Consider the following 24476-nt stretch of genomic DNA (forward strand, 5'->3'; position numbering starts at 1 on the left):
TAAAATGACGTTCTTGTTAAATTTTCAATCTTCTAACATTCGAGAGTTGCAATCAGACAATGAACAATGCAATCTCGATGACCACTAATGACAGTGCTTAGGATAAAAACAATGAAATTGATCAAGCCTTTAACTTGCGCGCTTGCTTTGGCAATGAGTGGCATGGCATTCGCGGATGTGACGGTAACCGTTCCTGACGACGTTTCAATCTATGCGGCTAACGGTGAAAAAGTAAAACTATCTGGTGGCTTTTTTGCTTCTGAAAGATCATTCACTCTGCCTGACGGTGTAAACCAAGTTGTTTTCCGCTACGCACCTTACTTCAGCCAAGGCAATGATCGCCTAAGTGTTGAGAGTGACGTTATCGTAGCTCGTTTCGACGCAACCGATGCTGAGCTAGCGTTCCAGCTTCCTGAATACCGTGACCTTCGCCAAGCAGAAGAAAGAATCAAAGACCTAGATTGGAAACTGGTTGATGCTTCAGGCAATGCAATTGCGGTAGAGCAAGACAAGCTAATCAAACCAGGTATGCAAATTGGTCGTGACTACGTTCGCGAAGTGGAAGACTACAATAAAGCAGGCGGTGTAGCGGCAATCGGCGTTGCAACTGCAGCGGTCGTTCAGCCTGTAACGCTTCCAGCAGCAATTCCATCAGACATGAAGCAAACTAAGCCTGCGACGATGAAAGCAGATTCAACGGCTGAAGAAATGCTGCACTTCTGGTACCAAAAAGCAGACGCTGAGACACAAGCGCGCTTTAAAGACTACATCAACAAGCAATAGCTCGTTGTCTGGTAGACGAAATATTCAATACAAAAAGCCACACTCCTGTGTGGCTTTTTTAATTCAGAATTTGTACGCCATGGTCAGCATTGGACCATAGAATCGGTAGGTAACATCGAGCGCAGAATTGTCGCTTTCGTAATCAACCCCTACTTCGTAATAGTTAAATGAACCCGTCATGCTAAATTGGTCGGTAAAGAAGTACTTTGCGCCAATGTCCACTTCAAACAAATAGCCTTCTATATCATCCACAGCTAAATAGAACACCTGTGCGTGGCTTTTTAAAATCCAGTCTTGCGTCAGTGAATACTCTGCTCGAATCCCCAAATCAGGCAAAGGGGCAGTAACATCATTTAAAACCGCATCATCAACAAACATTACTGGAATTTCATCCACCCCACTCACTTTTGCGCCAAGCTTGCCATCTAAACCTAATGACAGCCACATCACGTGCAGCCCCGCTAATACATCCACCGCCCATTTATCGCTGGTGTAAAACTGGTAACCGTAGCCTAGGCGTGCAATATCAATGTTCAGTTCGGTGGTCAGTTTAGAGCCAGCTTGAACCGCATAAGTGGTGCCATCAACGGTAATTTCAAAAGGTTTGGTTACCGCTGTGCGGGTTGCCTCACGGTGCAAACTACGCCAATCAAGATACACGCTATGTTTTTTATTGAAGTAATACTCCACTTCAACATAAGGCAGCACGGTAAACTCTTTCAAATCGAGATCAGATTCGAAATCAATGGTACGTATTTGGTCGAGGTAAGGGTCGTAGGCGTTAAGTTTGGTGTCAGTGCGAGAGAAAAATCCCCCCGCTTCAATCTCCCACTCTCCAGCAACAACGCCGGAAGAAATGAGAGTAGCGAGGCACACTGTCCAACCAGCTTTGTTCATCATCCTTGAGTCCTAAGCGATTGAATTTATGTTTGAAGTAAGTGTAGTCGTAGGAAGAAAGATATGGAAAGACGATTCGATCGCAACTCTGCATGAAACTGATCATTCAACGTCAAATCAGCAGTTGAGTTAGCAATTCACCACTTTGGTACCTGAAAGCAAATCGTGCAACAAACGACGCTCAGGGTGAAATAAAAATAGAGCAAGGTTGACCAATGGTGTAAACGGGATAAGCATTTCAATCAAATAGCTCATACACAATCGTAAAGACGTGGTCACTTTCGTCGTGTCGTGACCGTTCTTCATCACCACTTTGATCCTAACCAAACGCATCCCAACAGTTTGTCCCTCACGGAGAAAATTCCAATTCGCCATCATCAACATAGGAATGGTTAGCACGTAGCTTGCTTTTGTGTCCTTAACTAATTGAAGGTTTTCACTCAAAGAAAGTTCGAAGCCATTTACAACAGAATTGATGGTCAAAGCGATTGTAAGCACTAAACCAGTCACGATCATCAGATCGATGAAACCACCAATAAATCTTCGCCTTCTATCGGCAATTGAGCACCACATACTTCCCCCTGAAATGCAAGCTGATGCATTCTAGGGATGGGTTGTAAGGCGCTCAATTGTGAGAAGCCATATTTGTGACCCTCTCTCAGAACTGAGATGGTCAAATATCAATCAAACCTTACCAATATCTCTCGTAAATGATATTGCCACCTGTTCGGGCACGATACTTCTCTAAGCCTAAACCTTGCAGTACTGGAGAGGTATCTTTAATCATCTCTGGGTTACCACACATCATCACAAAACTGCTTTGTTTAGAAAACGGCAAGTCAGCACGATTAACAAGCTCTCCCGACGCAATCAACTCTGGAATGCGGCCTTGAAGCTTACCCGGAATACTCTCACGGCTGACAATCGGCACATAACGCAGACGACCTTCATATCGCTGTTGGAGCTGCTCAATCAGGTATTTGTAAACTAAATCTCTTTCGTAACGCACACCATGCACCAGCACAATGTGGTCGCTGTGTGGAAGTAGATTGATGTCGTCTAACAAAGAGAGAAATGGACCAATGCCTGTCCCCGTTGAAAGCAGCCATAGATCGTTTGCGTGTTTGGGAATGGTATCGTGGATAAGATCGCCATGAGCCGTTTCACCAACATAAATGCTATCGCCAGTTTGAAGCTGTTGCAGCCTTGGCGTCAGTTGCCCTTCAGGGTTCGCGACGACTAAGAATTCGAGCCACTCGAACTGTTCACTGGGCGCATTCACCACCGAGTATGCACGGCTAATGGGATTGCCCTGTTCGTCGAGCAAGGCGAGTTTGGTAAATTGTCCGGCTTTGAAGGAGAGAGGCGCACCGGAAACTCGTAAACTGAACAGCTCACCTGTCCAGTCGATTCGTTTTTCTACTTTGGCAAGATTGAAACCTTTCAGTTCTGTCATTGGACATCTCCTTTTGGTTACGCTTACTTAAACCTACGCCTCACAACTGACTATGTAAAGTTTTTAGTTTACAAAAATAAGCATCTAATTCATTTCACATTTTACATACAATTTTATTACATCTTAATCGGTTCCATCTAGAATAAATACTCAAAGTGATAAGTCGCTTGGCAAATTGCGGCAACGTCGATGAAAAAGGAACATGAGTAATGGATACTTTATTAAAAGAATTCCCAGTGATTACGGAAATCAAAGTCGCTTGGGGAGAGATGGATGCCCTGCAACACGTCAATAATGCGGTGTATTTTCGTTACTTCGAAACTGCGCGTTTGGACTACTTCAACAAGATTAATCTGTTGGTAGATCTGCAGACGTCTCACATCGGTCCGGTTCTAAGTGAAACCCAATGTCGCTATAAGCTACCCGTTACGTTTCCAGATACGCTTTTGATTGGCTCACGCGTAATCGACATGCAAGAAGATCGCATCACGATGGAATACCAAGTGCTGAGTAAGAAGTGGGGCAAGATTGCGACCATCGCGACCGCTACTGGTGTAATGTTTGATTTTAAGAACAACGTGAAAGCCGCGATTCCAGACCACGTCCGCCAGTCGATTTTAGACTTGGAAGGCACCGTGGGCAGTACGCATCATTTGGAATAATAAAGAGGCGAGAAGCGAGAGATTAGAATCGAGATTCCCGACTGCGCTCCTTCGTCGCTATCGGGAATGACGCAGAGGAACTATTCCAGCCTATGCGATAAGAAAGTTGCGTCATTCCGGACGGGACTAAGCGAGCCATCCGGAATCTCGCTTTTAGACGTGTACCAAATCCAATTAGCAGAACGTCTCGATGTACAGCGCTTCCACTTTATCTCTTGCCCACTGCGTTTTGCGCAGGAACTTCAACGACGATTTGATTGAAGGATCTTTCTTAAAACAGTTCACACGAACGCGCTCATGCATTCCGTTCCACCCAAAGTGCTCAACTAAACGGGTAAGGATTTTCTCTAAACTCAACCCGTGAAGTGGGTTATTCGGCTGCTGTTGGCTCATGCTATTGATCCGGTAAAGTGAAGTTGCGCGCTAATCTAACTCAAACTCGCCGTGCAACCTAATGTTTTAACCTTGAATTGCCCTGCGACTCTCCCCTATAGTAGCCCAAACTTCTTAAAAGCCCTTTTCATTATGAAAGCCCTCAACGATCTGAATATCTTTGTCGAAACCGCACGCCAAGGCAGTTTTTCGAAAGCCGCCAACAGCATGGACATGACACCTGCAGCCATCAGTGCATCGATCAAACGTCTTGAGGGACAAATTGGCTTCCCGCTGTTTGTACGCTCCACTCGCAGCCTTCGCTTAACCTCGGAAGGCGAGCTGTTCCTAGACAAAACCACCCAAGCACTCGCAACGCTGCAAGAAGGGTTAGATCAGATCTCAAGCGCGCGTGGCGAGCTATCGGGTCAACTGCACATCACCGCGCCATCTGATTTTGGGCGTAACATGCTGCTTGATTGGGTTGATGAATTTATTGATGTGTACCCGAACGTCTCTATCAAGTTAGAGCTGTCTGATAGCTTGACCGATATGTACACCAAGCCTGTCGATATCGCGATTCGTTACGGCGAACCTGCTGACTCTAACCTCGTCGTATTGGCGTTGTGTGGCGCAAATGAGCGAATCCTGTGCGCATCTCCAGAATACGTCGCAAATAATCCTGTGCTGACCAAACCGGAAGATCTCAACCAACACAACTGTTTGTGTTACATGGTGGCTGATTCGGTTTACAACAAATGGACGCTGACTCGCGGAGACGAAACAGAACAAGTTGTCGTGAGTGGCAAGCTGCTTAGCAACGACAGTGACTTATCCCATCGCTTAGCAATCAAAGGCAAAGGCATCGCCAACAAATCACTGATGGACATCAGCCAAGATTTGATTGAGGGAAGATTAGTCAGAGTATTACCTGAATGGGATTGTGGTCCGGTACCGCTATACATGGTGTGCGCCGATCGTCGTTTGCTGACGCCAACCATTCGCACCTTCCGTGAATTCATTCATGAAAAATGCTGCCAGCAACGTAAGAAAGTGCTGGCAACATTCTGCTCAGAAGGTTAGCCGACAAACGTCATTGGGCGAATCTGAGAATATTCAACCCAGTCGTTATCTTCTAGCGTCGAGATAAACTGCGCGATATGTGGGCTTTGTAAGTGCTTATCTAACGCTTCTTGCGATGCCCAAATTTCTTGGAACATAAACAAGCCTTCGATCTTTTGATCCAAATACAGTTCGTATTGGCAACAACCCTCTTCTTCACGAGAAGGTTCTAGTAGACCAGAAAGTAAGTTGGTTAGGTTGTCGATACTATCTGGGTACGCTTTAATTTCTGCAACTAAATGAATCATCTTGATCAGATCTCAGTAAACACAGAGCTTTCTTCCCATCGTGACTTCGGCGTCTTGGCATTGAAGTCATCTTCCGCGTGGTAGCCAAGCGGCACAATCACAACACCAGTGTAGCCTTTTTCACGTAGACCAAATTCTTCATCCAACACTTTCGGGTCAAAACCCTCGATTGGCACCGCATCAATTTCTAGCGTTGAAGCACCCAGCAACAATGTACCCACGTTGAGGTAAACCTGTTTCTCCATCCAATGATTAGCATCTTTTAGGTCAAAACGGTGCATGTTTACAAAGTAACTACGACCGCCACGTACCGCTGCTTTTGCCTCTTCGGTTGGGAATCGACCGTCTTTTTCTTCCTGTGCCAATAGTGCTTCAATGTAGTCGTTATCGATACCCGTTTTGGCACAGAACACCAACACGTGTGACGCATTCAAGATCTTCGCAGCATTGAATGCGTAGTTCTCTTGCGCTGCTTTTGCGATACGTTGCTTGCCCTCTTCTGTGCTTGCCAGAATGAAGTGCCACGGCTGAGAGTTCACGCTCGATGGACTAAAACGGATCAGCTCTTTGACTGCGTCGATCTTCTCTTGTGGCAGCTTACGAGTAGGGTCAAAGACTTTGGTTGAGTAGCGGGATTTAGCAGCTTGAACGATGTCCATCAGGGTCTCCAGTCGAGTAGTTTATGCTGGTTATCACTTTAACCTTATGAGTTACAGGGAAAAACCGATTTCAGTTAAAAACATCTTCAAAATAAATTTGAAAATCGCCGATGTAACAAGCTTTGAGCACTCTCACTGAAGCAACACTCGGTTTAAGCAATAATGTCGCCTTTGCTCTGTTACAGAACCACTTTCATGCTGCCTCAAGACAACATCATCACGCCCTTTCTCTGCAAAAAACTTGGGCATAATCACCTAAGAATTGCTGGCGAATATTGGCACATTGAAAAGCTGGTTGCCTTGCAATGTATGATGTTGCATGAGGCACCGACGCTGCGTGAAGGTCTGCTGTGGTGGAGCAAAAGTGTTTCGCTGTTCGACCGTCGGCTATACGTTGTTTTCGAACACAATGATAACCAAATTCAAATGCAGCTAGAGTGCAGAGCTACTGAGATGCCAAGCTGGGCAGAATCGGTTTATGACCTGCTGCGAATGCAGTTGGATCAACTAGGCTTAAGTGGAGCTGTACTCATTCAGCTTCACAGCCATGACCTTTACTCTGCTCATTTCAAACTAGAAGAAGAGAACAACCCGAAACGGAACTCAGTGGTGTTCGACTTGGTAAAACATGTTTATTTGCTGCTTTCTCACCAACCAATTGAACAACCGGAATTATTGAGTGTGCTTAATGCTCTGTTCGTCAAAAACAGCAACTACGCACTGAAATTAGAACAAGCCGCGCTGCAACTGGGCGTGTCCAAGCGCACCTTACAACGTCGCCTGCAAGAAAAACAAATGAGCTATTCGCAATGCGTCGACTTCGCCAAGAAAAAACACGCATTAGCTCTACTTGCAGATACTCAACTCACAACGCAGCAAATCGCTTATCAGTTGGGTTATGAAGAGCCTTCCAACTTCCATCGAACCTTTCGCCGTTGGTATCCGTTTTCGCCAATGCAATATCGTCAGCAGTGCTTGGATAACCGCACTCATCCCAATAACCAACCAATCCGCTTGTACTATGCCAAAGCCAATACTTTAGCCGATAACGATATTGACCAACCCGTCGGTAAAATCTGGATGGAAGTGGATAATATTGCGTTTGAAAAAGTGGTCTCCGTTGAGTGTCGAGACCGTGATGGCACGTGGCGTCGCTACCCAGCCTTCTTCGAGCGTTTTTTGAATAATGGCACTGAACTATGGGCAACAACCGAGCTTCCTGTTGCTCATCCACTTACGTTTAGACTGTGTTATGAAGTCGATGGTGAACGCTACATTGATAACAACCACCAGCGCGATTACGTGGTTTCTAAAGGGCTTTTAATTGGCGCAACGGAATACATTGTCCCGACAAAACAACTGATCCAACTCGGCACTCAGTACACCTTGTTTGTGGAACTCGCGTGTAGATTAAAAGACGTGGTGAAGATCGATTGCTACGTGGGTGATGCGCTAACTCCGCACGCAATGAGCCTGACTCAAGACGCAGAAGATTACACATGCTGGGTACTGCAGCTGCTCCTCACTCAGCCGGCTAAACAGTGTCGATTCCGGCTCTATGATCATTCTGGTAATGAGTTAGCCAAAGACCATTACCCGATTCAATACCCAATTGTGCAACCACTCAGTTAAATATGTAGCACAGTTCAAATTCAGCTCTTCGTGACATCATTTCACGTCTCTTTTGGCGCCAAATGACACTCTCAATTTCAAACCTTTGATTTATCGTTTCCACATTGCTGCATAACGGAGACAAAAACCGTGCTTGAAATCTTACCTAACCCTATGAATAAAATAAAAATACTACCTTTAGCGATCGCACTAGCTCTTTCTGGCTGTGGTAGCGATGAAACTACGCCAGCCGATACAGGAAGCCACGTGGCATCTCCTGATTGGCAAGACCAGATCATTTACTTCTTGATGATCGACCGTTTTAACGACGGCGACAACACGCTTAACGATCAAGGTCAGAATGAGTACGATCCTACCTCAGACAAAAAATTCAGTGGTGGTGACCTTGTTGGTGTCAGCGACAAACTGGGCTACATCGAAGACCTAGGCGCTACCTCTATCTGGATTACACCGCCAGTGGCAAACCAATGGTGGGATGCAGAACAAAACTATGGCGGCTACCACGGTTACTGGGCGCGTGACTTCCAAAAAGTGGATGAGCACTTTGGTGACATGGGAAGCTACCAAGCGTTAGCGCGAGAAGTGCACGCTCGTAACATGTTCTTGATTCAAGACATCGTGACCAACCACGTTGGTAACTTCTTCACTTACGATGACCCATACAATTACGATCCTAGCCTACCTTGCCAAGGTTTCCGCTTGATTGAAAATGCGCTGCCAGCAGGGCAAGAACTGCCTTATCCGCTCAACATGAATGAGTGTAAAGAAGATGGCACGGGCATTTACCACTGGACACCAAGCATCACCGACCACAACGATCCCGTCCAAGAAAAAACCTGGCAACTGTCGGATCTGGATGACCTAAATACGTCCGATCCTGAAGTACGCGCTTATCTAAAAGAGAGCTACCGTAAATGGATCCGCGAGGTGGGCGTTGACGGTTTCCGCATCGATACCGTGAAGTTTGTTGAGCACGATTTCTGGAACGACTTCCTGCACGCCGACGATGGTGTGATGACTCAAGCCGTTGATACTGGTCGTGATAACTTCCTGACCTTTGGTGAAGTCTTCGAAACATCTACGCCTTACAACACCGAAGGCGAAGAGAAGATGCTAACTTACATCGGTGAAAGCGGCTCACCGGAGCAGTTAACCTCGGTGTTGAACTTCCCATTGCAAGCAACCATGACTCGCGTGTTTGCAGCAGGACAACCGACCGATTACTTACGCTTCCGTCTTGAGAAAATGATGGAGATGTTCCCGAATCCATACATCATGCCGAACTTCATTGATAACCACGATATGCCGCGTTTTCTATCGCAAGGCAGCGTCAACGATATGAAACAAGCGCTGATTACCATGATGGCGGTACCGGGCATCCCTGTGATTTACCAAGGTACTGAACAGGCAATGTCAGCGGCGCGCGATGCAATGTTTGCTGGCGGTTACCGTGAAGACGGCGACTACGTAGATTCATTCGACCAAAACAGCGAGATGTACTTGTTCATCCAAGAGCTTGCTAAGTTACGTACCGAAAACAAAGTCATGACACGCGGCGAAATGAAAGTGATTGGCAGCGATAAAGCTGGCGCCGGTGTGTTCGCCTTTACCCGAACGTTGGATAACGACGAAGTCTTGGTGGTAATGAACACATCGAATTCCCCGATGTTGATGAACCAACTCGATGTAGAGCAAGCGGGCGGCACCGTCTTCCAACAACAAATCATGTCTAACTGGGCAGACGCTCCAGAGCAGTTAATCGCCGATGAAAATGGTCACGTAACCCTTGAGCTGCCAGCCAAATCAGCAGTAATTTACTCAAAAACTAACGACACCCAATCGGTAGATACACCAGACCTCAACATTCAACTGGCACAGGATTGGGAAGGACAAACCATCACTGATGACATCGTGATTGCTGGTACTGCTAACGCAAACGAGAAATTAAACCTTGTCGTGGACGGTAATCTAGAAACAGCACAAGCCATTACCGTAGGTGCTGACGGTCAATTCAGCGTGACTTTATCTACCCGTCACTTTGCAATTGGCGAACAGCAACACCGCTTCGCGATATACTCCACAGAGAAAAAAGCAGGCATTGAAGATGTGAACTTTGTGTCGGACTTAAGCTGGTCAAACACGCCAGACGACACGATTGATGACGCAGGTGATGCACAAGATGGTATGGGCGGTCCTAACGGTAACTACTCGCTACCAACGGATCCAACGTTCGACAAAGACAACAGCCAACTCGCAATCAACAAAGCCGAGGTGTTTACCGTCGGCAGTAACGTACGCTTGACCTTCACCATGGACAAGATCACCGATACTTGGTTGCCGCCAAATGGCTTTGACCACGTTGGTTTCACCATCTTCATTGATTTACCGGAAGAAGCAGCAACCAACCTAACGGAACTGCCTAAGATCAACGCTTCTATGCCAAGCGGAACATGGAGTCGCAATGCTGTGGTCTTCGGCTGGCAAAGCTCGATTTACAACACCCAAGGCGCAAACGCGACAACATGGGGCGAAGCAGTAACGCCAGCACCAATGGTGACGGTAGACAAAGCCAACAACACCATTTCGATGGACTTCGCGAGTGACGCGCTGGGTCGACCTGATTCACTGGATGGTATTCGATTCTATGTGACAACTTGGGACTTGGATGGATTGTCTGCCACTTACCGTCCACTGGAACAAGACAAAGGTCCTTGGAACTTCTCTGGCGGCGCTTCGGATGAGAGCAAGATTTGGGATGACTTACCAATCATCACCTTGTCTGAATAATCACTGAAACCACAATAAACGCGAAAGCAAAAAGCAGCTCACCTTCGAGCTGCTTTTCTTTGTTTGAAATTCTGAAATCACTATCGCGAAACTCGCCCTTGCGCTAGTTAAACAACGACTTCACCCACAGCACTAAACTGTCCCATAACTTCCCAATCCATGAGCCCTCTTCCACAGCTTGATTACTGACCAACGGATAGCTCGCGACGGTTTTATCGTCACTCTTCCACACGACTTTACCAACCACATCCCCTTTTGCGATGGGTGCAATCAGCGGCTCATTCACGACCACGCTCTTGTCTAAACCAGCGGTTAAAGAGCGAGGCAGCGTCAGGTACGCATCTTGAGCGAAGCCCAAATCAATCTCACTGACATCGCCTTTCCACACTTTAGCGCTCGCCTGAACTTCCCCCTGTTTTGCCACTTGTTTGGTGTCATAGAAGCGGAAGCCATAACTAAGCAGGTTCTTAGACTGACTAATGCGTGACTGTTTGCTTGGCGTTCCCATTACTACCGAGATCAGTCGCATCTTCCCTTGCTTAGCAGAACTCACCAAACTGTAACCCGCATTGCTGGTGTAGCCCGTTTTGCCGCCATCGACATCCATTGATTTGTCCCACAGCAGTTTATTGCGGTTGTATTGGGTGATCTTGTTCCACTTAAATACCTTCTCACTATAAAGCGCATAGACTTCGGGCACGTCATTGATGATGGATTGCATCAGCGTCGCCATATCATTAGGAGAAGTTTGAATGCCTTCGCTATCTAGACCATGCGAGTTAACGAAGTAGGTATCGTTCAGGCTGAGTTTATCCGCCCAACCATTCATCAAGGCGACAAACGCCCCTTCACTACCGGCAACATGTTCGGCGAGCGCCACACAAGCATCATTACCAGATTGAACGATCACACCACGCATTAGGTTGGCAACGGTGATTTCATCTTTAGGTTGAATAAACATTTTTGAGGAGTCTGGGAATTTGGCTGACCACGCGTTCTCACTCACCGTCACTTTATCATCCCATTGAAGCCGCCCAGATTTGATTTCTTGCCCCACGACGTAAGCGGTCATCAGCTTAGTTAAACTGGCTGGAGCTAATCCGGCACGCGCGTTTTGCTCCGCAATGATGGCACCGGACTGAAAGTCCATTAACACATAGCCTTTTGCCTGTAACTGAGGCGGATTCGGCGTTACAACTGCCAATGCAGGGGCACTGATGGTCTGTAGTAATAAACAAGCGAGCGTGATTCGGGTTAGTGACGTGTTCATCAAGCATCCTCCATGGTCAATGACCGCCAAATGTCTCGTTTCATAAAAACGGCAAGACAGTGATGTCTAAACTGCACTTATCAGATCATAGTTCACTCAGTGCATACCAACACGGAAAGATCGAAGAGTTTCTGTTTTGAGTGCCATTCCTTGCCTTTCAGGCTTCAAAAATCGAGTTCTTACAACAAATCTATTGTTTCTAATAAGGAATTCGATATCGTAAAGCGACTATAAACAAGGACAGACCATAACAATGAACGCTCAATCATTTATCGACGCAGGACTGCATTACACACCCCACTCATTCACCGTGCCACTGGATTACCAAGATCTAAGCAAAGGCACGATCAACGTCTTCGCTCGCTCCGTTTGTTTAGTCGGCGATGAAGATTCCGACAAACCGTGGTTAGTGTATTTTCAAGGCGGTCCGGGCTTCCCTTCTCCTCGTCCAAACGGAAACAACGGTTGGATCAAGCGCGCTCTGAGTGAGTATCGTGTACTGCTGCTCGACCAACGCGGCACTGGTAACAGCAGCGTGATTAATCACCAGACGCTTGCGCACCTCACATCGGAGCAACAAGCAGACTACTTAAGCCACTTCCGCGCAGACAACATTGTTCGCGACGCGGAATTTATCCGTGAACAATTTGGTGTTGAGAAGTGGGCGATTTTGGGTCAGAGCTTTGGTGGTTTCTGCTCACTAACTTACCTATCGCTGTTCCCGAACAGTTTGCTCCAAAGCTACATCACGGGTGGTGTGCCTTCGGTTTCTCGTCATGCGGATGATGTGTATCACGCAACATTCAAGCGTACCATGGAGAAGAACCAAGCCTTCTTCCAGCAATTCCCACAAGCGCAGCAACTGTCCCAAAACATTGCCAATCACTTATTGGAGCACGAAGAGTTTCTGCCAAATGGTCAGCGTTTTACTGTCGAACAATTCCAACAAATTGGGATTAACTTTGGTGTCAGTGATACCTTCTTGCCAACTTACTACTGGCTAGAAAGTGCCTTGATTGAAGTGAACGGTAAACCTCAGCTTCGTTATGAATTCCTCAACGACATGTTGGCGCAGCAAAACTTCCAGACCAATCCAATTTACGCGATTCTGCACGAGTCGATTTACTGCCAAGGGTTTGCTTCTCAATGGAGCGCGCACCGAGTACGTCAAGAACACAACGCGTTCAATTACGAACAAGGCAAGCCGTTCTACTTCACCGGAGAAATGGTCTTCCCTTGGATGTTCGATCAATACGTGAATCTAAAGCCACTGAAAGAAGCGGCAGAATTACTGGCAGAGAAAGCCGATTGGACGCCGTTATACGATGCGCAGCAACTGGCAAACAATAAGGTGCCTGTGAGCTGCGCTGTCTATGCTGACGATATGTTTGTAGAAATGGACATTAGCCGCGAAACACTCGCTACAATGCCAAACTCAAAAGCGTGGATCACCAATGAATATGAGCACAACGGTCTCCGTGCAGATGGTGAGCGCATTCTCGACAAGTTAATTGCGATGGGTAAACAAACCGCAGCAACGTTGAAATGAGCAGCTAGCGCTCAGAATTCGCCAAAAAAACCTAGATAGAAAAACGCCTCTTTATCACAAGATAGAGAGGCGTTTTTAGTTCAGCATCAAATATTAATAAATACCATTAGGCAAACCAGACAAATGCATCTTGATGCATTTTATTTCTTATTGTAACATCCTGTTTTTATTAAATTAGTTGGTTATAAAAATGACAAAGTTTACAGAATATAAAGTGGTTCACATTGTTGAAGGTGGTTGCGGCACAATTCTACTAGGTGCAAGTGGCTTGCCTGTACAAAAGATGGAAGCAGAGCTGAACAAGTACGCACAAGATGGTTGGCAAGTTGTATTCCAAGTAGTGGAACAAAAACGCTTTATGCTATTTTGGAAGCGTGAGGCTGTAATTATCACTCTCGGCCGATAAGTTTGCTTAAATATATCTCTTTGAAATTGATCCATCGCTACCAGGCTAGCGGTGGTTCAAAGCAGTTATTGAATATTGAATGTAATTTTGAGCCCACTTGCTCAGAGTACACCAAACAATGTATTGCTAAGTATGGGGCAATAAAAGGTTGGAAACTTGGTTTGGCAAGAATTAAGCGGTGTAACCAACCCGACCTCATTGAAAAAATATATGACGAGGTACCGTAATGCGCTTATTTGAGCCAATTGAACAGCTAGAGAAACAGGAAGAATTACTGAGAAGTCAGGTAAACTCATTACCTGAACATCAAAAGAAAGAATTCTATGAACGCCAGTCTAAAAGTCTCAAGGACCCCGATACCTACGCAACGTTAAACTGGTTCTTTCTTGGCGGTTTTCACCATTGCTACCTAGGTAAATATGCTTTGTTTGCTTTAGAGCTAATATTGTTAATCGTAAGTATCGTTGGCTTTGTTCTTGGACATCCTAGTGCGTTCCTTATCCTCGCGTTACTCATTATATATGAACTACCACAATTGTTTTTTTCACAGAAAATAGCAAGACAGCACAATTATCAGTTATCTTGTGAAATCTTCAATGAAGTGCGAAGAAACTAGATGATTAAACGATATAGCACTCCCCAACGTTTGGCATTTTCAGTTTAAGGTTGGGGAGCGTGTCTCACAACATAATGTGGCGTTAGTCTTTGACTCGCTTGGTCATCATTTTGGTGATCACTCGGTAGCCCATCTTATGGTAGAAATCTTCACCTTCGTGATTAAATGACGCCACGGTTAAACCGAGCTCTTCAATATCTTGGCTGCACAAATCACTCTCGATTTTATCCATCAAAGATAAGCCAATACCTAAGTTACGGTGGCTTTCAGACACCACCAACTCATTGATATATCCAACGCGTCTTTCCGGAGAGAGAATCGAGTTTACCTCTCGCACGGTACCAGAGATAAAACCAACCACCTGTCGGTTCGAACAAGCTATAAAAGCCGTGATGCTGCCATCAAAATATTTATCGAAGATGTTGCGATCTTCCCTTAACTGCGCCATTTCTTCCGGAGAACGGTAGAAATCTGGCTCAGCATCATGGTGAGAAGTGTCGAGTTCGACCAAGAGCGTTTTCAACAGTGGGACGTCTTCTTCTCTTAGTCTTCTGATATGAAACTGTTGCATGTTGAATTCCTTTGCCAACCGACCTGTATCAAGCACAGATCTTTGCTTCAACTGATTATCGGATAAGAAGTTTTAGGAATGTGAAGCGAATCAACAGTACAAATTTCGACCATTTATGTCGAGTACGTTTTCAACAGTTTTACGAGTTTTTACTGATAATTTGAACATCCACAAAATTTAAGTGGAAATAAAAATCCCCTTTTCTCAATAAAAGGGGATTAGAGACCTAACTTAGAAAGCAGCGCTTTGCTCAAAAGCGAGTGCCGATTTTAAGCGACTGAAATCACCAATGGGTTCGCCATCAAGCATAAACTGCGGGTAGCTTCTTGCGGTTGGGAATAACTCGAACAAGGTTTCCCGCTCAAACTCCACACCTAACTTGAGCGTTGCCACGTTAAAGCCCTGATTCTGCAACCACATTGCTGCGGTTTCACATTGGGAGCACTGCTCCTTGCTGTACATTTCTATTTTCATCACTCTTCTCTGCTATTCCTTGCCGTTAGAAATCTGCATCAAAACTCAACTGGCGATCTTGAGGTCGTTTGTACTCAGTAACGCGTTTTTCGAAGAAGTTGGTCTTTCCTTCCATATCCAATAAACGCATGTAATCAAATGGGTTTTCCGCACCAAAGATCGGGTTGAAACCAAACAAACCAGCGATAACATCAGCAGTGTGCTCAATGTATTGGCACATCAGCTCAGCATTCATACCAATCAAGTCCACTGGTAGGGCTTCCGTTACAAACTCTTTCTCAATTGAAACGGCTTCACGGCAAATCTCTTCAAACTCTTGTTGTGTCACTTTACCCTGCCCCAAGGTTTTGAATAGCAGCGCAGAAAAGCTAAAGTGCAACCCTTCATCACGGGCAATCAAGTCATTGCTTGCTGCCAAACCAGCCAGCAAACCACGTTTACGGAAGTAGTAAATGGCACAGAAGCTGCCAGCGAAGAACAAGCCTTCCACCAAGCCAAAGGCGATCAAACGCATTGCCAATGGTTTATCGGAAGAGATCCACTTCATTACCCACTCCGCCTTACGCTTCACGGTCGGGACGTTTTCAATCGCATTGAACAAGCGCTCACGCTCTTCAACATCGGGAATGTAAGTTTCGAGTTGCAGTGCGTAAGTCTCTGCGTGAATGACCTCATTAAATGCCTGCAAAGCCAGGAAGCAGCGCGCTTCTGCGATTTCAATTTCGCCATAAAATCGAGTCAATAAGTTCTCGTTGATCATCCCTTCGCTCTGAGCAAAGAACGCCAACACATGTCGAATGAAGTGCTTTTCGCCTTCGGTCAGCTTGGCAAGATCAGCAAGATCTTGAGCAAAATCGAGTTCTTCTGTGGTCCAGAAAGCCGCTTCGTGAGTTTTGTACGCTTGCCAAATCTCTTCGTATTGAATGGGGAACAAGCTAAATTTGTTTTTAACAATCATACCGTTTCCTTACTTTCGGTTGATGTGAATCTTTTTAATTGACGAGATAGGTTTATGCGCCGCAGTTTAGGCACTCTTCATCTTCGCTTTGCTGACCAACGGTGACTTTCACCGCATTCGTCGATGGCTTAGAGCGCAAGTAGTACATGCCGGTTTTCAGACCACGTTTCCACGCGTAGAAGTGCATCGCATTGATTTGGGCGAACGTTGGTGATGCTAGCCATAAGTTGAGGCTTTGCGATTGGCAAACAAACGGGGCGCGTTCTGCCGACATATCAATGATCACTTTCTGAGAGATTTCCCACACGGTGCGATACACGGATTGAAGATCGTCTGGAATGGCATCGATGCCTTGTACTGAACCGTTATTAAGAATAATGGCGTCACGAATTTTGCTCGTCCAAAGTCCGCGCTGTTCCAGATCGCTGACCAGGTGTTTGTTGATGATGATGAACTCACCCGACAATGTTTGGCGTTTATAGATATTGCTGGTTTGCGCTTCAAACGCTTCGTTGTTACCTAAAATTTGCGCTGTCGACGCCGTTGGCATTTGAGCAATCAGTAACGAGTTGCGCACACCATGCTCTGCGATTTGGCGCTTGAGCTGTGACCAATCCCAGCGGCTGCTTGGTTGTTCATCCCACAGATCAAATTGGAACTGACCATGACTGATTGGTGAGCCGTCATAACTGGAGTACGCGCCTTTTTGCGCCGCGATTTCACAAGACGCTTCAAGGGAGGCGTGATACATGGTTTCCGCGATGTCACGGTTAAGCTGCAATGCTTCTTCGCTATCGAATGGAAGGTGCATTTTGAAGAACACATCCGCCAAACCTTGGATACCCAAACCAACAGGACGATGCGCGTGGTTCGATTTTTCAATCTTATCGGTTGGGTGATAGTTCACATCGATAACGCGGTCGAGGTTCTTAATCGCGACTTTGGTAACTTGGTGAAGTTTGTCGAAATCAAACCCCGTGTCTGTGACGAACTTAGGCAGTGCCATAGACGCCAAATTACAAGCCGCCGTTTCATCTGGTGTTGAGACTTCCATGATCTCTGCGCACAAGTTACTAGATTTGATGGTGCCGAGGTTTTTCTGATTCGACTTTTCATTACACGCATCTTTGTAGAGCATGTACGGTGTTCCCGTCTCAGCTTGCGACTCAATGATTTGCGTCATCAATTGGCGGGCTTTGATGGTCTTCACGCCCAAGCCCATACGCTCGTATTCTTGGTACTTCTGAGTAAATTCAGCGCCGTATAAATCAGACAAACCTTTGGTATTGTGTGGGCTAAACAGAGTCCATTCCGCGTCGTTTTCGACACGTTCCATGAACAAGTCTGGCACCCATAGAGCGAGGAACAAATCACGTGCGCGGAACTCTTCTTTACCGTGGTTTTTACGTAAATCGAGGAAGGATTCGATATCCGCATGCCAAGGCTCCAGATAAACCGCAAACGAGCCCTTGCGCTTACCGCCACCTTGGTCGACATAGCGAGCAGTTTCATTGAAGACTTTCAGCATTGGCACGATGCCATTCGACACACCGTTAGTACCAATAATTGGCGCCCCAGTCGCTCGAATATTGTGGATGTGTAGCCCAATGCCACCCGCCGATTTAGAAATCAGCGCACAATCTTTGAGGGTGTCGTAAATGCCGTTAATGGAATCTTCTTGCATCGCTAATAGGAAACACGAAGACAGTTGCTGCATCTTACAGCCAGCATTAAACAGCGTTGGCGTAGCGTGGGTGTAGTAGCCAAGACTGAGCAAATCGTATAGCTCTCTAATTTCTTCAAGATCGTCACCCGCGACAGCGACCGCTACACGCATGAACATATCTTGTGGTCGTTCAACCACCACACCTTTTACTTTCAACAAGTAGGAACGCTCGAGAGTTTTGTAGCCGAAATAATCAAACTGATAGTCGCGTTTGTAGTCAATCATGTCTTCGAGCGCAAACTGATTCTTGGCAACAAAGTCGACGTAAGTATCGGAAAGAATACCGATTTCAGAGAGCTCACGTGTTGCAGTTGCGTATCCGCTGGTTTCTTTTTGCAGAGAACTCACCATCACGCGAGCCGCAAGCTTGGCATAATCAGGGTGTTCCGTCGCAAGGCTTGCTGCCGTTTCAGCGAGGAACACATCGATTTCCGTCACCTTAATGCCGTCGTACAAACCGCTTACCACGCGTTGTGCAACCGCAATAGGTTCGACTTTTAGTCCATCAGCCAGCGCTTCGGCTCTTCGAGTCACCTTATCTAGACTGGCTTTTTCTTTCCGTCCATCTCGTTTTATAACGTCCATAATCTATATCTTGTGTGTAGTTTAAATATTGAGCACCATATGTACGCAATAGATCTAGATGATAATGGTTATCATTACAAGAAAGTTTTTTAAAAGTTAGAACTGACCATGGAGAGGGTAAGGAAATATATTGACACCGACACCAAGCTCGACAGGAACTGCAATTAGAGACAAGCACCGCAACCCTGATAAAGTGATGAAGTTTTCCGCAAAGCTTTAATTTTCATTAACTTAGTTCATTTCTAGAAAAGAATAACAAATGTGATCTAGTTCAAACTTTCACACCCTTTAACTTCCAATGCTACGCGCTGAAATTTGTTGAAAAAAACGCCGGGGAAACATGACTAAAAATATCCGCATAGTTTGTCCGTATTTCCGACTAAATTACTCAGGTATACTCCGAGCCGCTAAAATTGTTAGGTATCGAGTCGTCGAACCATCAACCTTTTAAAGTAAGGAATAATCATGAGTCAGTATGTTGTCTGCGCCCTGTATAAATTTGTGGAACTGGAAAACTACCAAGAGTTACGCGAGCCATTGCTTGCACTAATGGAAGCCCACGGTGTACATGGAACGTTGCTACTGGCGAGTGAAGGTATTAACGGTACGATTGCAGCGAAACGCGAAGGTATTGATACACTGCTTGCATGGCTAAATGCCGAGCCTCGCCTTACTGGTATTGTTTACAAAGAGTCGTACTCAGATACTCAACCGTTTAACCGCACCAAAGTGAAGCTAAAGAAAGAGATCGTGACATTGGGCGTTGAAGGCATCGATCCTCGCCATGTCGTTGGCACCTACGTGAAGCCGCGAGATTGGAACGAGCTGATTGCTGATCCAGAAGTATTTGTGGTTGATACTCGCAATGACTATGAAATCGAGATCGGAACATTTAAAGGTGCAGTTAATCCAAATACTGACACGTTTCGCGAATTTCCTGACTATGTAAAACAAAACATGGATCCTGAGAAACACAAAAAAGTCGCGATGTTCTGTACTGGGGGTATCCGCTGTGAAAAGTCGACTGCTTACATGAAAGAGCAGGGCTTTGATGAGGTGTACCACCTAGAAGGCGGTATTCTGAAATACCTTGAAGAAGTACCAGAAGAAGAAAGCTTGTGGGAAGGCGACTGCTACGTATTCGACGGTCGCGTTGCGGTGAACCACCAGCTAGAAAAAGCCGACTACGACTTGTGTAATGCTTGCCGACTACCAATCACGGAAGAAGACAAACAATCAGAGCAGTTTGAGCAAGGCGTAAGCTGCCCGAAATGTTTTGGTAAACACAGTGAAGAGCAAGTAGCGCGCTTCCGCGAACGTGAAAAGCAAGTGTCGTTAGCAGCGGTTCGTGGCGAACAACACGTCGGTGGTGAAAGTGCCAAACAACGTGAACAGCGACGCGCGGAAAAACTGGCGAAGAAAGACGCACAGCGTAAACAAGCGTAATTAGTAAGGTGCGAGCTAACAAACCTAGCTCGCACTTTCTCCCCTTTCAATCTAATTTCAATAGAGGTCGTTGCCTTTCAGCAACACTTCTAGCTCATTAGTGCCACTCCTGCTTGGCTGCCCAACCATTTCATCATAGGCACTTTGTTGGCGAAGCACCTGTTTGTTCGCTTTCAAATTACGACACTGTTTTTGCAACTCCAGTATCGAATGCGCCCTTAAAAACTTCCCTTTGTCATCTGTGACAAAGTGCTCTTCTCCATCGACAAATACTGAAACCTGATACAAAGCGAGATCGAGAGAGTGGATGACAAGCTTGTCGATATAGAAGAATTTTTCCAGTTTACTGAGTGGCATAGACATAAAGCACCTCCTTGCTCCGTGCCTCTACGTCAACCGTAATAAAATCGATCACCGAGTGAGAAATTTGCCTCTCTCATGCGTAGAAGTCGGAAAACCAGTGAGGGCTCCGATGCAAACAATCAACTTAGTATGGCTAAAACGCGACTTACGCCTGACCGACCACCTTCCTTTGCAGCATGCTCTATCTTCTGAGAATCCAACAGTGCTGCTCTATATTTTTGAGCCCATGCTGCTAGATGACCCACATTACTCCGAACGTCATTGGCGCTTTGTTTGGCAGTCACTCCAAGATATGGACGTACAGCTTGCCCAACATGATCAAAAGATCTCAGTAATGTTTGGCAATGCTCGGGATTGTTTGAGTGCAATTCAAAAACAATTCAACATCAATGCCGTTTTCTCCCATCAAGAAATTGGATTGAATTGTACGTTTGAGCGAGATAAACAAGTATCAGCATGGCTTCAAGCACAAGGCATTCTATGGCATGAGTTTGAACATGGCGCAGTTGTGCGAGGCGCAAAAGACCGATTCGGCTGGGACAAACACTGGGATACCGTTATGCGAGCTCCCATAGAAAAGATTGAACTTGAAAGCGCTTCTCTTATTACCCTCGACATCGACGCGCTAGATTTCACCTTTACTCCTCCCCCTTCTTGGTTAGAAAAAGTAAAAGGCATGCAAACTGGCGGGAGCTCACTCGCTTGGCAAACATTGGAAGACTTTTTTCAACGCCGAGGACGAGATTATTACCGCAGTATTTCCAACCCGACGGCATCTCGAACAGCCTGTACTCGCCTCTCTCCCTATCTTGCATGGGGTAATATTTCGCTTCGAGAAGTGTATCAGTACCTCTTGCAACATTGGCAAGTGACGGGGTTTCGTCGCAGCCTAATTGCGTTGTCTTCAAGGCTTCATTGGCATTGTCATTTTATGCAGAAATTTGAATCTGAATGTGAGATGGAATTTCGCTGTGTGAACCAAGCCTATGACCCTTTGCTTCGCCAAGCGAGCAACCTCGACCAAATCCGACTAAAGGCTTGGAAGGAGGGAATCACTGGCATACCTCTCGTCGATGCTTGTATGCGCTGCCTTCATCACACCGGATACATCAACTTTCGTATGCGTGCGATGTTAGTGAGCTTTTTAACACATCATATGAACATGGACTGGCGCGATGGCGTAACTCATCTAGCGCAGCTCTTTCTCGACTTTGAGCCGGGCATCCATTATCCACAATTTCAAATGCAGGCTGGAGTGACGGGCACCAATACCATCCGCATCTACAATCCGACGAAACAAGCACAAGAACACGATGCCGATGGTGAATTCATTCATAAGTGGATTCCGGAGCTCGCCAAGGTACCCACCCCACTGTTGTTTGAACCTTGGAAAATGACCGCAATGGAAGTCGTGATGTACCAGTTAGAACCGGACTCAAAATACCTCGCCCCAATAGTCGATGTAGAAGCGAGTGCGAAAGCAGCCAGAGAACGATTGTGGGCTTGGCGAAAACGTACCGACGTAAAAATGGAAGGTACACGCATTTTAGCTCAGCACGTCCGTTCTTCTAATAAAAAGAAAGCCAGTTGATCGCCAAGAAAAGGGCGTGCGTACAAACAGGGACTTTATCAGGGAGAGAGCGGTACCCAAACAACAAAAGGAATGCATTATGTTGAAACGCATCTTGGTTACGACCACGGTTTTGTTCGCCACCCTAACTTTTTTACTGCCAGCGAAAGCACATGAACATGGAATGATGAAAGAAGACATCGTTGATGTGGCCGCAGCAAATGGCTCTTTCAATACGTTGGTCGCAGCAGTCAAAGCCGCAGGCTTAGTGGATACGCTAAAAGGTAAAGGTCCATTCACTGTATTTGCACCCACAGATGAAGCTTTTGCTAAGCTTCCAGATGGAACAGTCGAAATGCTACTCATGCCCGAGAACAAAGATAAGCTGGTTGCGATTCTCACTTACCATGTGGTTCCGGGAAAAGTGATGGCTGCAGACGTAGTCAAAATGAATAAAGCGACGACAGTCCAAGGGCAAGAGGTGATGATCAAAACCATGGGCGATAAAGTGATGATCAATAACGCTACCGTAATTGCCACCGACGTCAAAGCTAAGAATGGTGTGATACACGTGATCGACACCGTCATCATGCCGAAATAGTGACACAACATGGAAGGGCGAGGTTTCTCGCCCCTTTTTAGGACATGGAAAACATCAAACTCTCAAAGCATGATATACAAACGATGGAGCAGCGCCAAAGAACTCGATTGGTCAACTCCCTTGCGGGATACAAAAGCGCGAACCTCATCGGAACAAGAGACAGGCAAGGACAAGAGAACCTGGCTATCGTAAGCTCTGTGATCCACTTAGGCTCACATCCGCCACTGTTTGGTTTTATTGTTCGTCCACGCAAAAGCCGTCGTCATACATTAGAAAACATCCTCGATACCAAGCACTTCACCATTAATGCCGTCGGCGTCGATTTCGTCCAAAAAGCACATCAAACCTCCGCCCGCTATCCAAAACAGATATCAGAGTTTGAAGCGGTAGGACTTACTCCTTACTATGATGATGCGTTTCCTGCGCCATTTGTCCTAGAGAGCAATCTCAAAATGGGGTTGGTGTTGAGAGAACACATCAAGATTGAAAGCAATCAGACAGAGATGCTGATTGGTGAAGTGTTGATGGTACACGCACCTGAAAGAGCCATCATGCCCGATGGCTACCTAGATCTAGAGCTACTCGACTTAGTGACCATTTCCGGGCTCGACAGCTACCACGTCACGCAACGTCTGCATAGGTTAAGTTATGCCAAACCAGACGCTCGCCTATTCCCTCTGACGAGGGAGGGAGAACCTTCATCTTGGGGAGCACTTGAAGTTGATATGGACTAACCGCTTTAGACATCAAAAGCTAAATACAGAAGTGGCAGTTTTCTCTGTCTAAGCCGTGTTCACCGGCCCGGTTGGTAAGGTGGGCGCGCCCTGCTTCCAATCCCATTTCGTAACCTTCTAGCAATACCGACTGGCGCATTGATAGACGTTGTACACTGAATTCATCCGGCGGTGCAATAACGCGAATGTGCGTGTCTTTTGGAGGATTACGAATGAAATCTAACGATTCGTTGTAGTTCTCTGAACGGCGCAACATTGCCTCTGCCATCTGTGGATGCTCAGCGAACAACTTCTTCATTAACCAAGGCGTTTTTACCGGCTTTTTCTCATAAGCCAAAGGATGAGAAAGGATAACCGTAATATCACGAGCGCCGCGACGATGTGCTTCTCGAACCGGAATGGAATCCGCCACACCACCATCGGTATAACAACCACCAGAGAAGCAAGGAGTATGCTTGTACGCAATAGGCAGTGCCGTCGTCGCTTCCATCGCATTATGGAAGTTATGACGATTTACACGGTAATAATCCGCTTTACCCGTATTTACGTTCGTTGTCGCCGCTAAGAAAGGAATGCCTTCAAACAGTTTCGCTTCATCGACTGGGTACAAACGATTTGATTCTTCAAACAACCATTTCACATCGATCAAATCACCGCCTTTTAAAAAACGAGTAGGATCGAAAAAGCGTTTGCTGGTTGCTAATTTAGTAATGACGTTGATGCTACGGTGCGGGTAATCGGTCAAATAACCGATCAAATTTGAAGCCCCTGCCGATACGCCAATCGCAAAATCAAATGGTTTGTAGTCTTGTTCTAAGAATGCATCTAATACGCCGCTAGCAAAGACACCACGCATTGCACCACCTTCGACTACGATTGCTTTTGTTGCCATGTTTCCCCCCAATAATTGCTCTGAAAAGGTTACTGAAATTCGTGCTACAGCAACAATTGGTTATTCTTATTATTGAGATAGGCGAAGTCTATGTGTT

The 24476-nt window shown here is 46.1% G+C and carries 26 protein-coding genes; 13 read left to right on the forward strand and 13 right to left on the reverse strand.

Annotated features, from left to right (window positions below; genetic code table 11):
• Positions 1–111: 111 nt before the first annotated feature.
• The gene (locus ABMY42_RS12870) at positions 112–783 is read left to right on the forward strand and encodes a DUF2057 domain-containing protein (RefSeq protein ID WP_005453222.1); all 672 of its coding nucleotides are present in this window, start codon (positions 112–114) and stop codon (positions 781–783) included.
• Between the two features lie 63 nt (positions 784–846).
• Here the strand turns inward: ABMY42_RS12870 and ABMY42_RS12875 are convergent, their stop codons facing one another.
• The 3 genes from ABMY42_RS12875 to ABMY42_RS12885 form a co-directional block, all read right to left on the reverse strand.
• The gene (locus ABMY42_RS12875; RefSeq protein WP_005453224.1) at positions 847–1683 is read right to left on the reverse strand and encodes an outer membrane beta-barrel protein; all 837 of its coding nucleotides are present in this window, start codon (positions 1681–1683) and stop codon (positions 847–849) included.
• A gap of 126 nt (positions 1684–1809) precedes the next feature.
• Entirely contained in the window at positions 1810–2253 is a 444-nt protein-coding gene (locus ABMY42_RS12880; protein ID WP_009697987.1) for an RDD family protein, read from the reverse strand.
• A gap of 118 nt (positions 2254–2371) precedes the next feature.
• Entirely contained in the window at positions 2372–3136 is a 765-nt protein-coding gene (locus ABMY42_RS12885; RefSeq protein ID WP_009697988.1) for a ferredoxin--NADP reductase, read from the reverse strand.
• Positions 3137–3345: 209 nt separating this feature from the next.
• Here ABMY42_RS12885 and ABMY42_RS12890 point away from each other — a divergent pair, with 209 nt between their 5' ends.
• Positions 3346–3798 carry a thioesterase family protein gene (locus ABMY42_RS12890; RefSeq protein ID WP_005453229.1) on the forward strand — a complete coding sequence of 151 codons (453 nt, stop codon included), beginning with the start codon at positions 3346–3348 and terminating at the stop codon, positions 3796–3798.
• A gap of 174 nt (positions 3799–3972) precedes the next feature.
• Here ABMY42_RS12890 and ABMY42_RS12895 read toward each other — a convergent pair whose 3' ends face one another.
• Positions 3973–4191 carry a VF530 family protein gene (locus tag ABMY42_RS12895; protein ID WP_005436214.1) on the reverse strand — a complete coding sequence of 73 codons (219 nt, stop codon included), beginning with the start codon at positions 4189–4191 and terminating at the stop codon, positions 3973–3975.
• A gap of 132 nt (positions 4192–4323) precedes the next feature.
• On the opposite strand from ABMY42_RS12895, the gene ABMY42_RS12900 reads away from it, so the two are divergent.
• The gene (locus ABMY42_RS12900) at positions 4324–5253 is read left to right on the forward strand and encodes a LysR family transcriptional regulator (protein ID WP_009697990.1); all 930 of its coding nucleotides are present in this window, start codon (positions 4324–4326) and stop codon (positions 5251–5253) included.
• Here ABMY42_RS12900 and ABMY42_RS12905 read toward each other — a convergent pair.
• Positions 5250–5540 carry a putative quinol monooxygenase gene (locus ABMY42_RS12905; protein WP_349266386.1) on the reverse strand — a complete coding sequence of 97 codons (291 nt, stop codon included), beginning with the start codon at positions 5538–5540 and terminating at the stop codon, positions 5250–5252. The genes ABMY42_RS12900 and ABMY42_RS12905 overlap by 4 nt on opposite strands.
• A gap of 5 nt (positions 5541–5545) precedes the next feature.
• On the reverse strand, positions 5546–6199 hold the full coding sequence (locus tag ABMY42_RS12910; RefSeq protein WP_009706468.1) for an oxygen-insensitive NAD(P)H-dependent nitroreductase NfsB: 654 nt from the start codon (positions 6197–6199) through the stop codon (positions 5546–5548).
• A 195-nt stretch (positions 6200–6394) separates the two neighbouring features.
• On the opposite strand from ABMY42_RS12910, the gene ABMY42_RS12915 reads away from it, so the two are divergent.
• Positions 6395–7831, forward strand: a complete 1437-nt coding sequence (locus tag ABMY42_RS12915) for a helix-turn-helix transcriptional regulator (protein WP_349266387.1) — start codon at positions 6395–6397, stop codon at positions 7829–7831.
• Between the two features lie 129 nt (positions 7832–7960).
• Positions 7961–10618: an alpha-amylase family glycosyl hydrolase gene (locus ABMY42_RS12920; RefSeq protein WP_349266388.1), complete on the forward strand. Its 2658-nt coding sequence runs from the start codon at positions 7961–7963 to the stop codon at positions 10616–10618.
• Positions 10619–10721: 103 nt separating this feature from the next.
• On the opposite strand, the gene ABMY42_RS12925 is transcribed toward ABMY42_RS12920, so the two are convergent.
• Entirely contained in the window at positions 10722–11888 is a 1167-nt protein-coding gene (locus tag ABMY42_RS12925) for a D-alanyl-D-alanine carboxypeptidase family protein (RefSeq protein WP_009706471.1), read from the reverse strand.
• Between the two features lie 253 nt (positions 11889–12141).
• On the opposite strand from ABMY42_RS12925, the gene ABMY42_RS12930 reads away from it, so the two are divergent.
• The 4 genes from ABMY42_RS12930 (at position 12142) to ABMY42_RS12945 (ending at position 14459) form a co-directional block, all read left to right on the forward strand.
• Entirely contained in the window at positions 12142–13437 is a 1296-nt protein-coding gene (locus ABMY42_RS12930) for an alpha/beta fold hydrolase (protein ID WP_349266389.1), read from the forward strand.
• A gap of 190 nt (positions 13438–13627) precedes the next feature.
• On the forward strand, positions 13628–13843 hold the full coding sequence (locus ABMY42_RS12935) for a DUF4177 domain-containing protein (RefSeq protein WP_005447484.1): 216 nt from the start codon (positions 13628–13630) through the stop codon (positions 13841–13843).
• Positions 13844–13863: 20 nt separating this feature from the next.
• Complete coding sequence (gene yidD / locus ABMY42_RS12940) at positions 13864–14070, forward strand: membrane protein insertion efficiency factor YidD (RefSeq protein ID WP_226982152.1); 207 nt, start codon at positions 13864–13866, stop codon at positions 14068–14070.
• Entirely contained in the window at positions 14070–14459 is a 390-nt protein-coding gene (locus tag ABMY42_RS12945; RefSeq protein ID WP_005447482.1) for a hypothetical protein, read from the forward strand. The genes yidD and ABMY42_RS12945 overlap by 1 nt, the downstream gene beginning before the upstream one ends.
• A gap of 82 nt (positions 14460–14541) precedes the next feature.
• Here ABMY42_RS12945 and ABMY42_RS12950 read toward each other — a convergent pair whose 3' ends face one another.
• The 4 genes from ABMY42_RS12950 to ABMY42_RS12965 form a co-directional block, all read right to left on the reverse strand.
• Positions 14542–15030, reverse strand: a complete 489-nt coding sequence (locus ABMY42_RS12950; RefSeq protein ID WP_009697997.1) for a GNAT family N-acetyltransferase — start codon at positions 15028–15030, stop codon at positions 14542–14544.
• Positions 15031–15261: 231 nt separating this feature from the next.
• A complete protein-coding gene (locus ABMY42_RS12955) occupies positions 15262–15504 on the reverse strand; it encodes a glutaredoxin domain-containing protein (protein ID WP_026000276.1) in 243 nt (80 codons plus the stop codon).
• 25 nt (positions 15505–15529) lie between these two features.
• On the reverse strand, positions 15530–16462 hold the full coding sequence (locus ABMY42_RS12960; RefSeq protein ID WP_005447479.1) for a ribonucleotide-diphosphate reductase subunit beta: 933 nt from the start codon (positions 16460–16462) through the stop codon (positions 15530–15532).
• A gap of 52 nt (positions 16463–16514) precedes the next feature.
• Positions 16515–18773, reverse strand: a complete 2259-nt coding sequence (locus ABMY42_RS12965; protein ID WP_349266390.1) for a ribonucleoside-diphosphate reductase subunit alpha — start codon at positions 18771–18773, stop codon at positions 16515–16517.
• A gap of 465 nt (positions 18774–19238) precedes the next feature.
• Between ABMY42_RS12965 and ABMY42_RS12970 the strand changes: the two genes are divergently transcribed.
• A complete protein-coding gene (locus ABMY42_RS12970; RefSeq protein WP_272760078.1) occupies positions 19239–20219 on the forward strand; it encodes a rhodanese-related sulfurtransferase in 981 nt (326 codons plus the stop codon).
• A gap of 57 nt (positions 20220–20276) precedes the next feature.
• Here the strand turns inward: ABMY42_RS12970 and ABMY42_RS12975 are convergent, their stop codons facing one another.
• Entirely contained in the window at positions 20277–20582 is a 306-nt protein-coding gene (locus tag ABMY42_RS12975; protein ID WP_074051194.1) for a DUF6482 family protein, read from the reverse strand.
• A gap of 109 nt (positions 20583–20691) precedes the next feature.
• Between ABMY42_RS12975 and ABMY42_RS12980 the strand changes: the two genes are divergently transcribed.
• From ABMY42_RS12980 to ABMY42_RS12990, 3 genes are all read left to right on the forward strand, one after another.
• Positions 20692–22173 carry a deoxyribodipyrimidine photo-lyase gene (locus ABMY42_RS12980; RefSeq protein WP_349266391.1) on the forward strand — a complete coding sequence of 494 codons (1482 nt, stop codon included), beginning with the start codon at positions 20692–20694 and terminating at the stop codon, positions 22171–22173.
• A gap of 79 nt (positions 22174–22252) precedes the next feature.
• Complete coding sequence (locus ABMY42_RS12985; RefSeq protein ID WP_349266392.1) at positions 22253–22753, forward strand: fasciclin domain-containing protein; 501 nt, start codon at positions 22253–22255, stop codon at positions 22751–22753.
• A 44-nt stretch (positions 22754–22797) separates the two neighbouring features.
• Positions 22798–23487: a flavin reductase gene (locus tag ABMY42_RS12990; protein WP_005447467.1), complete on the forward strand. Its 690-nt coding sequence runs from the start codon at positions 22798–22800 to the stop codon at positions 23485–23487.
• 19 nt (positions 23488–23506) lie between these two features.
• Here ABMY42_RS12990 and ABMY42_RS12995 read toward each other — a convergent pair whose 3' ends face one another.
• Positions 23507–24379: a patatin family protein gene (locus ABMY42_RS12995; RefSeq protein WP_005447466.1), complete on the reverse strand. Its 873-nt coding sequence runs from the start codon at positions 24377–24379 to the stop codon at positions 23507–23509.
• Between the last annotated feature and the right edge of the window lie 97 nt (positions 24380–24476).

The organism is Vibrio sp. SSH13-20, assembly GCF_040104475.1.
Classification (GTDB): Bacteria; Pseudomonadota; Gammaproteobacteria; order Enterobacterales; family Vibrionaceae; genus Vibrio; species Vibrio harveyi.

Coding starts and splice junctions, on each gene's coding strand:
- ABMY42_RS12995 (WP_005447466.1), bottom strand. CDS start 24,379: ATGGCAACAAAAGCAATCGTAGTCGAAGGTGGTGCAATGCGTGGTGTC.
- ABMY42_RS12960 (WP_005447479.1), bottom strand. CDS start 16,462: ATGATTGTTAAAAACAAATTTAGCTTGTTCCCCATTCAATACGAAGAG.
- ABMY42_RS12965 (WP_349266390.1), bottom strand. CDS start 18,773: ATGGACGTTATAAAACGAGATGGACGGAAAGAAAAAGCCAGTCTAGAT.
- ABMY42_RS12910 (WP_009706468.1), bottom strand. CDS start 6,199: ATGGACATCGTTCAAGCTGCTAAATCCCGCTACTCAACCAAAGTCTTT.
- ABMY42_RS12870 (WP_005453222.1), top strand. CDS start 112: ATGAAATTGATCAAGCCTTTAACTTGCGCGCTTGCTTTGGCAATGAGT.
- ABMY42_RS12980 (WP_349266391.1), top strand. CDS start 20,692: ATGCAAACAATCAACTTAGTATGGCTAAAACGCGACTTACGCCTGACC.
- ABMY42_RS12895 (WP_005436214.1), bottom strand. CDS start 4,191: ATGAGCCAACAGCAGCCGAATAACCCACTTCACGGGTTGAGTTTAGAG.
- ABMY42_RS12890 (WP_005453229.1), top strand. CDS start 3,346: ATGGATACTTTATTAAAAGAATTCCCAGTGATTACGGAAATCAAAGTC.
- ABMY42_RS12930 (WP_349266389.1), top strand. CDS start 12,142: ATGAACGCTCAATCATTTATCGACGCAGGACTGCATTACACACCCCAC.
- ABMY42_RS12985 (WP_349266392.1), top strand. CDS start 22,253: ATGTTGAAACGCATCTTGGTTACGACCACGGTTTTGTTCGCCACCCTA.
- ABMY42_RS12885 (WP_009697988.1), bottom strand. CDS start 3,136: ATGACAGAACTGAAAGGTTTCAATCTTGCCAAAGTAGAAAAACGAATC.
- ABMY42_RS12950 (WP_009697997.1), bottom strand. CDS start 15,030: ATGCAACAGTTTCATATCAGAAGACTAAGAGAAGAAGACGTCCCACTG.
- ABMY42_RS12905 (WP_349266386.1), bottom strand. CDS start 5,540: ATGATTCATTTAGTTGCAGAAATTAAAGCGTACCCAGATAGTATCGAC.
- ABMY42_RS12925 (WP_009706471.1), bottom strand. CDS start 11,888: ATGAACACGTCACTAACCCGAATCACGCTCGCTTGTTTATTACTACAG.
- ABMY42_RS12880 (WP_009697987.1), bottom strand. CDS start 2,253: ATGTGGTGCTCAATTGCCGATAGAAGGCGAAGATTTATTGGTGGTTTC.
- ABMY42_RS12935 (WP_005447484.1), top strand. CDS start 13,628: ATGACAAAGTTTACAGAATATAAAGTGGTTCACATTGTTGAAGGTGGT.
- ABMY42_RS12955 (WP_026000276.1), bottom strand. CDS start 15,504: ATGAAAATAGAAATGTACAGCAAGGAGCAGTGCTCCCAATGTGAAACC.
- ABMY42_RS12945 (WP_005447482.1), top strand. CDS start 14,070: ATGCGCTTATTTGAGCCAATTGAACAGCTAGAGAAACAGGAAGAATTA.
- ABMY42_RS12975 (WP_074051194.1), bottom strand. CDS start 20,582: ATGTCTATGCCACTCAGTAAACTGGAAAAATTCTTCTATATCGACAAG.
- ABMY42_RS12970 (WP_272760078.1), top strand. CDS start 19,239: ATGAGTCAGTATGTTGTCTGCGCCCTGTATAAATTTGTGGAACTGGAA.
- ABMY42_RS12915 (WP_349266387.1), top strand. CDS start 6,395: ATGCTGCCTCAAGACAACATCATCACGCCCTTTCTCTGCAAAAAACTT.
- ABMY42_RS12900 (WP_009697990.1), top strand. CDS start 4,324: ATGAAAGCCCTCAACGATCTGAATATCTTTGTCGAAACCGCACGCCAA.
- ABMY42_RS12875 (WP_005453224.1), bottom strand. CDS start 1,683: ATGATGAACAAAGCTGGTTGGACAGTGTGCCTCGCTACTCTCATTTCT.
- ABMY42_RS12990 (WP_005447467.1), top strand. CDS start 22,798: ATGGAAAACATCAAACTCTCAAAGCATGATATACAAACGATGGAGCAG.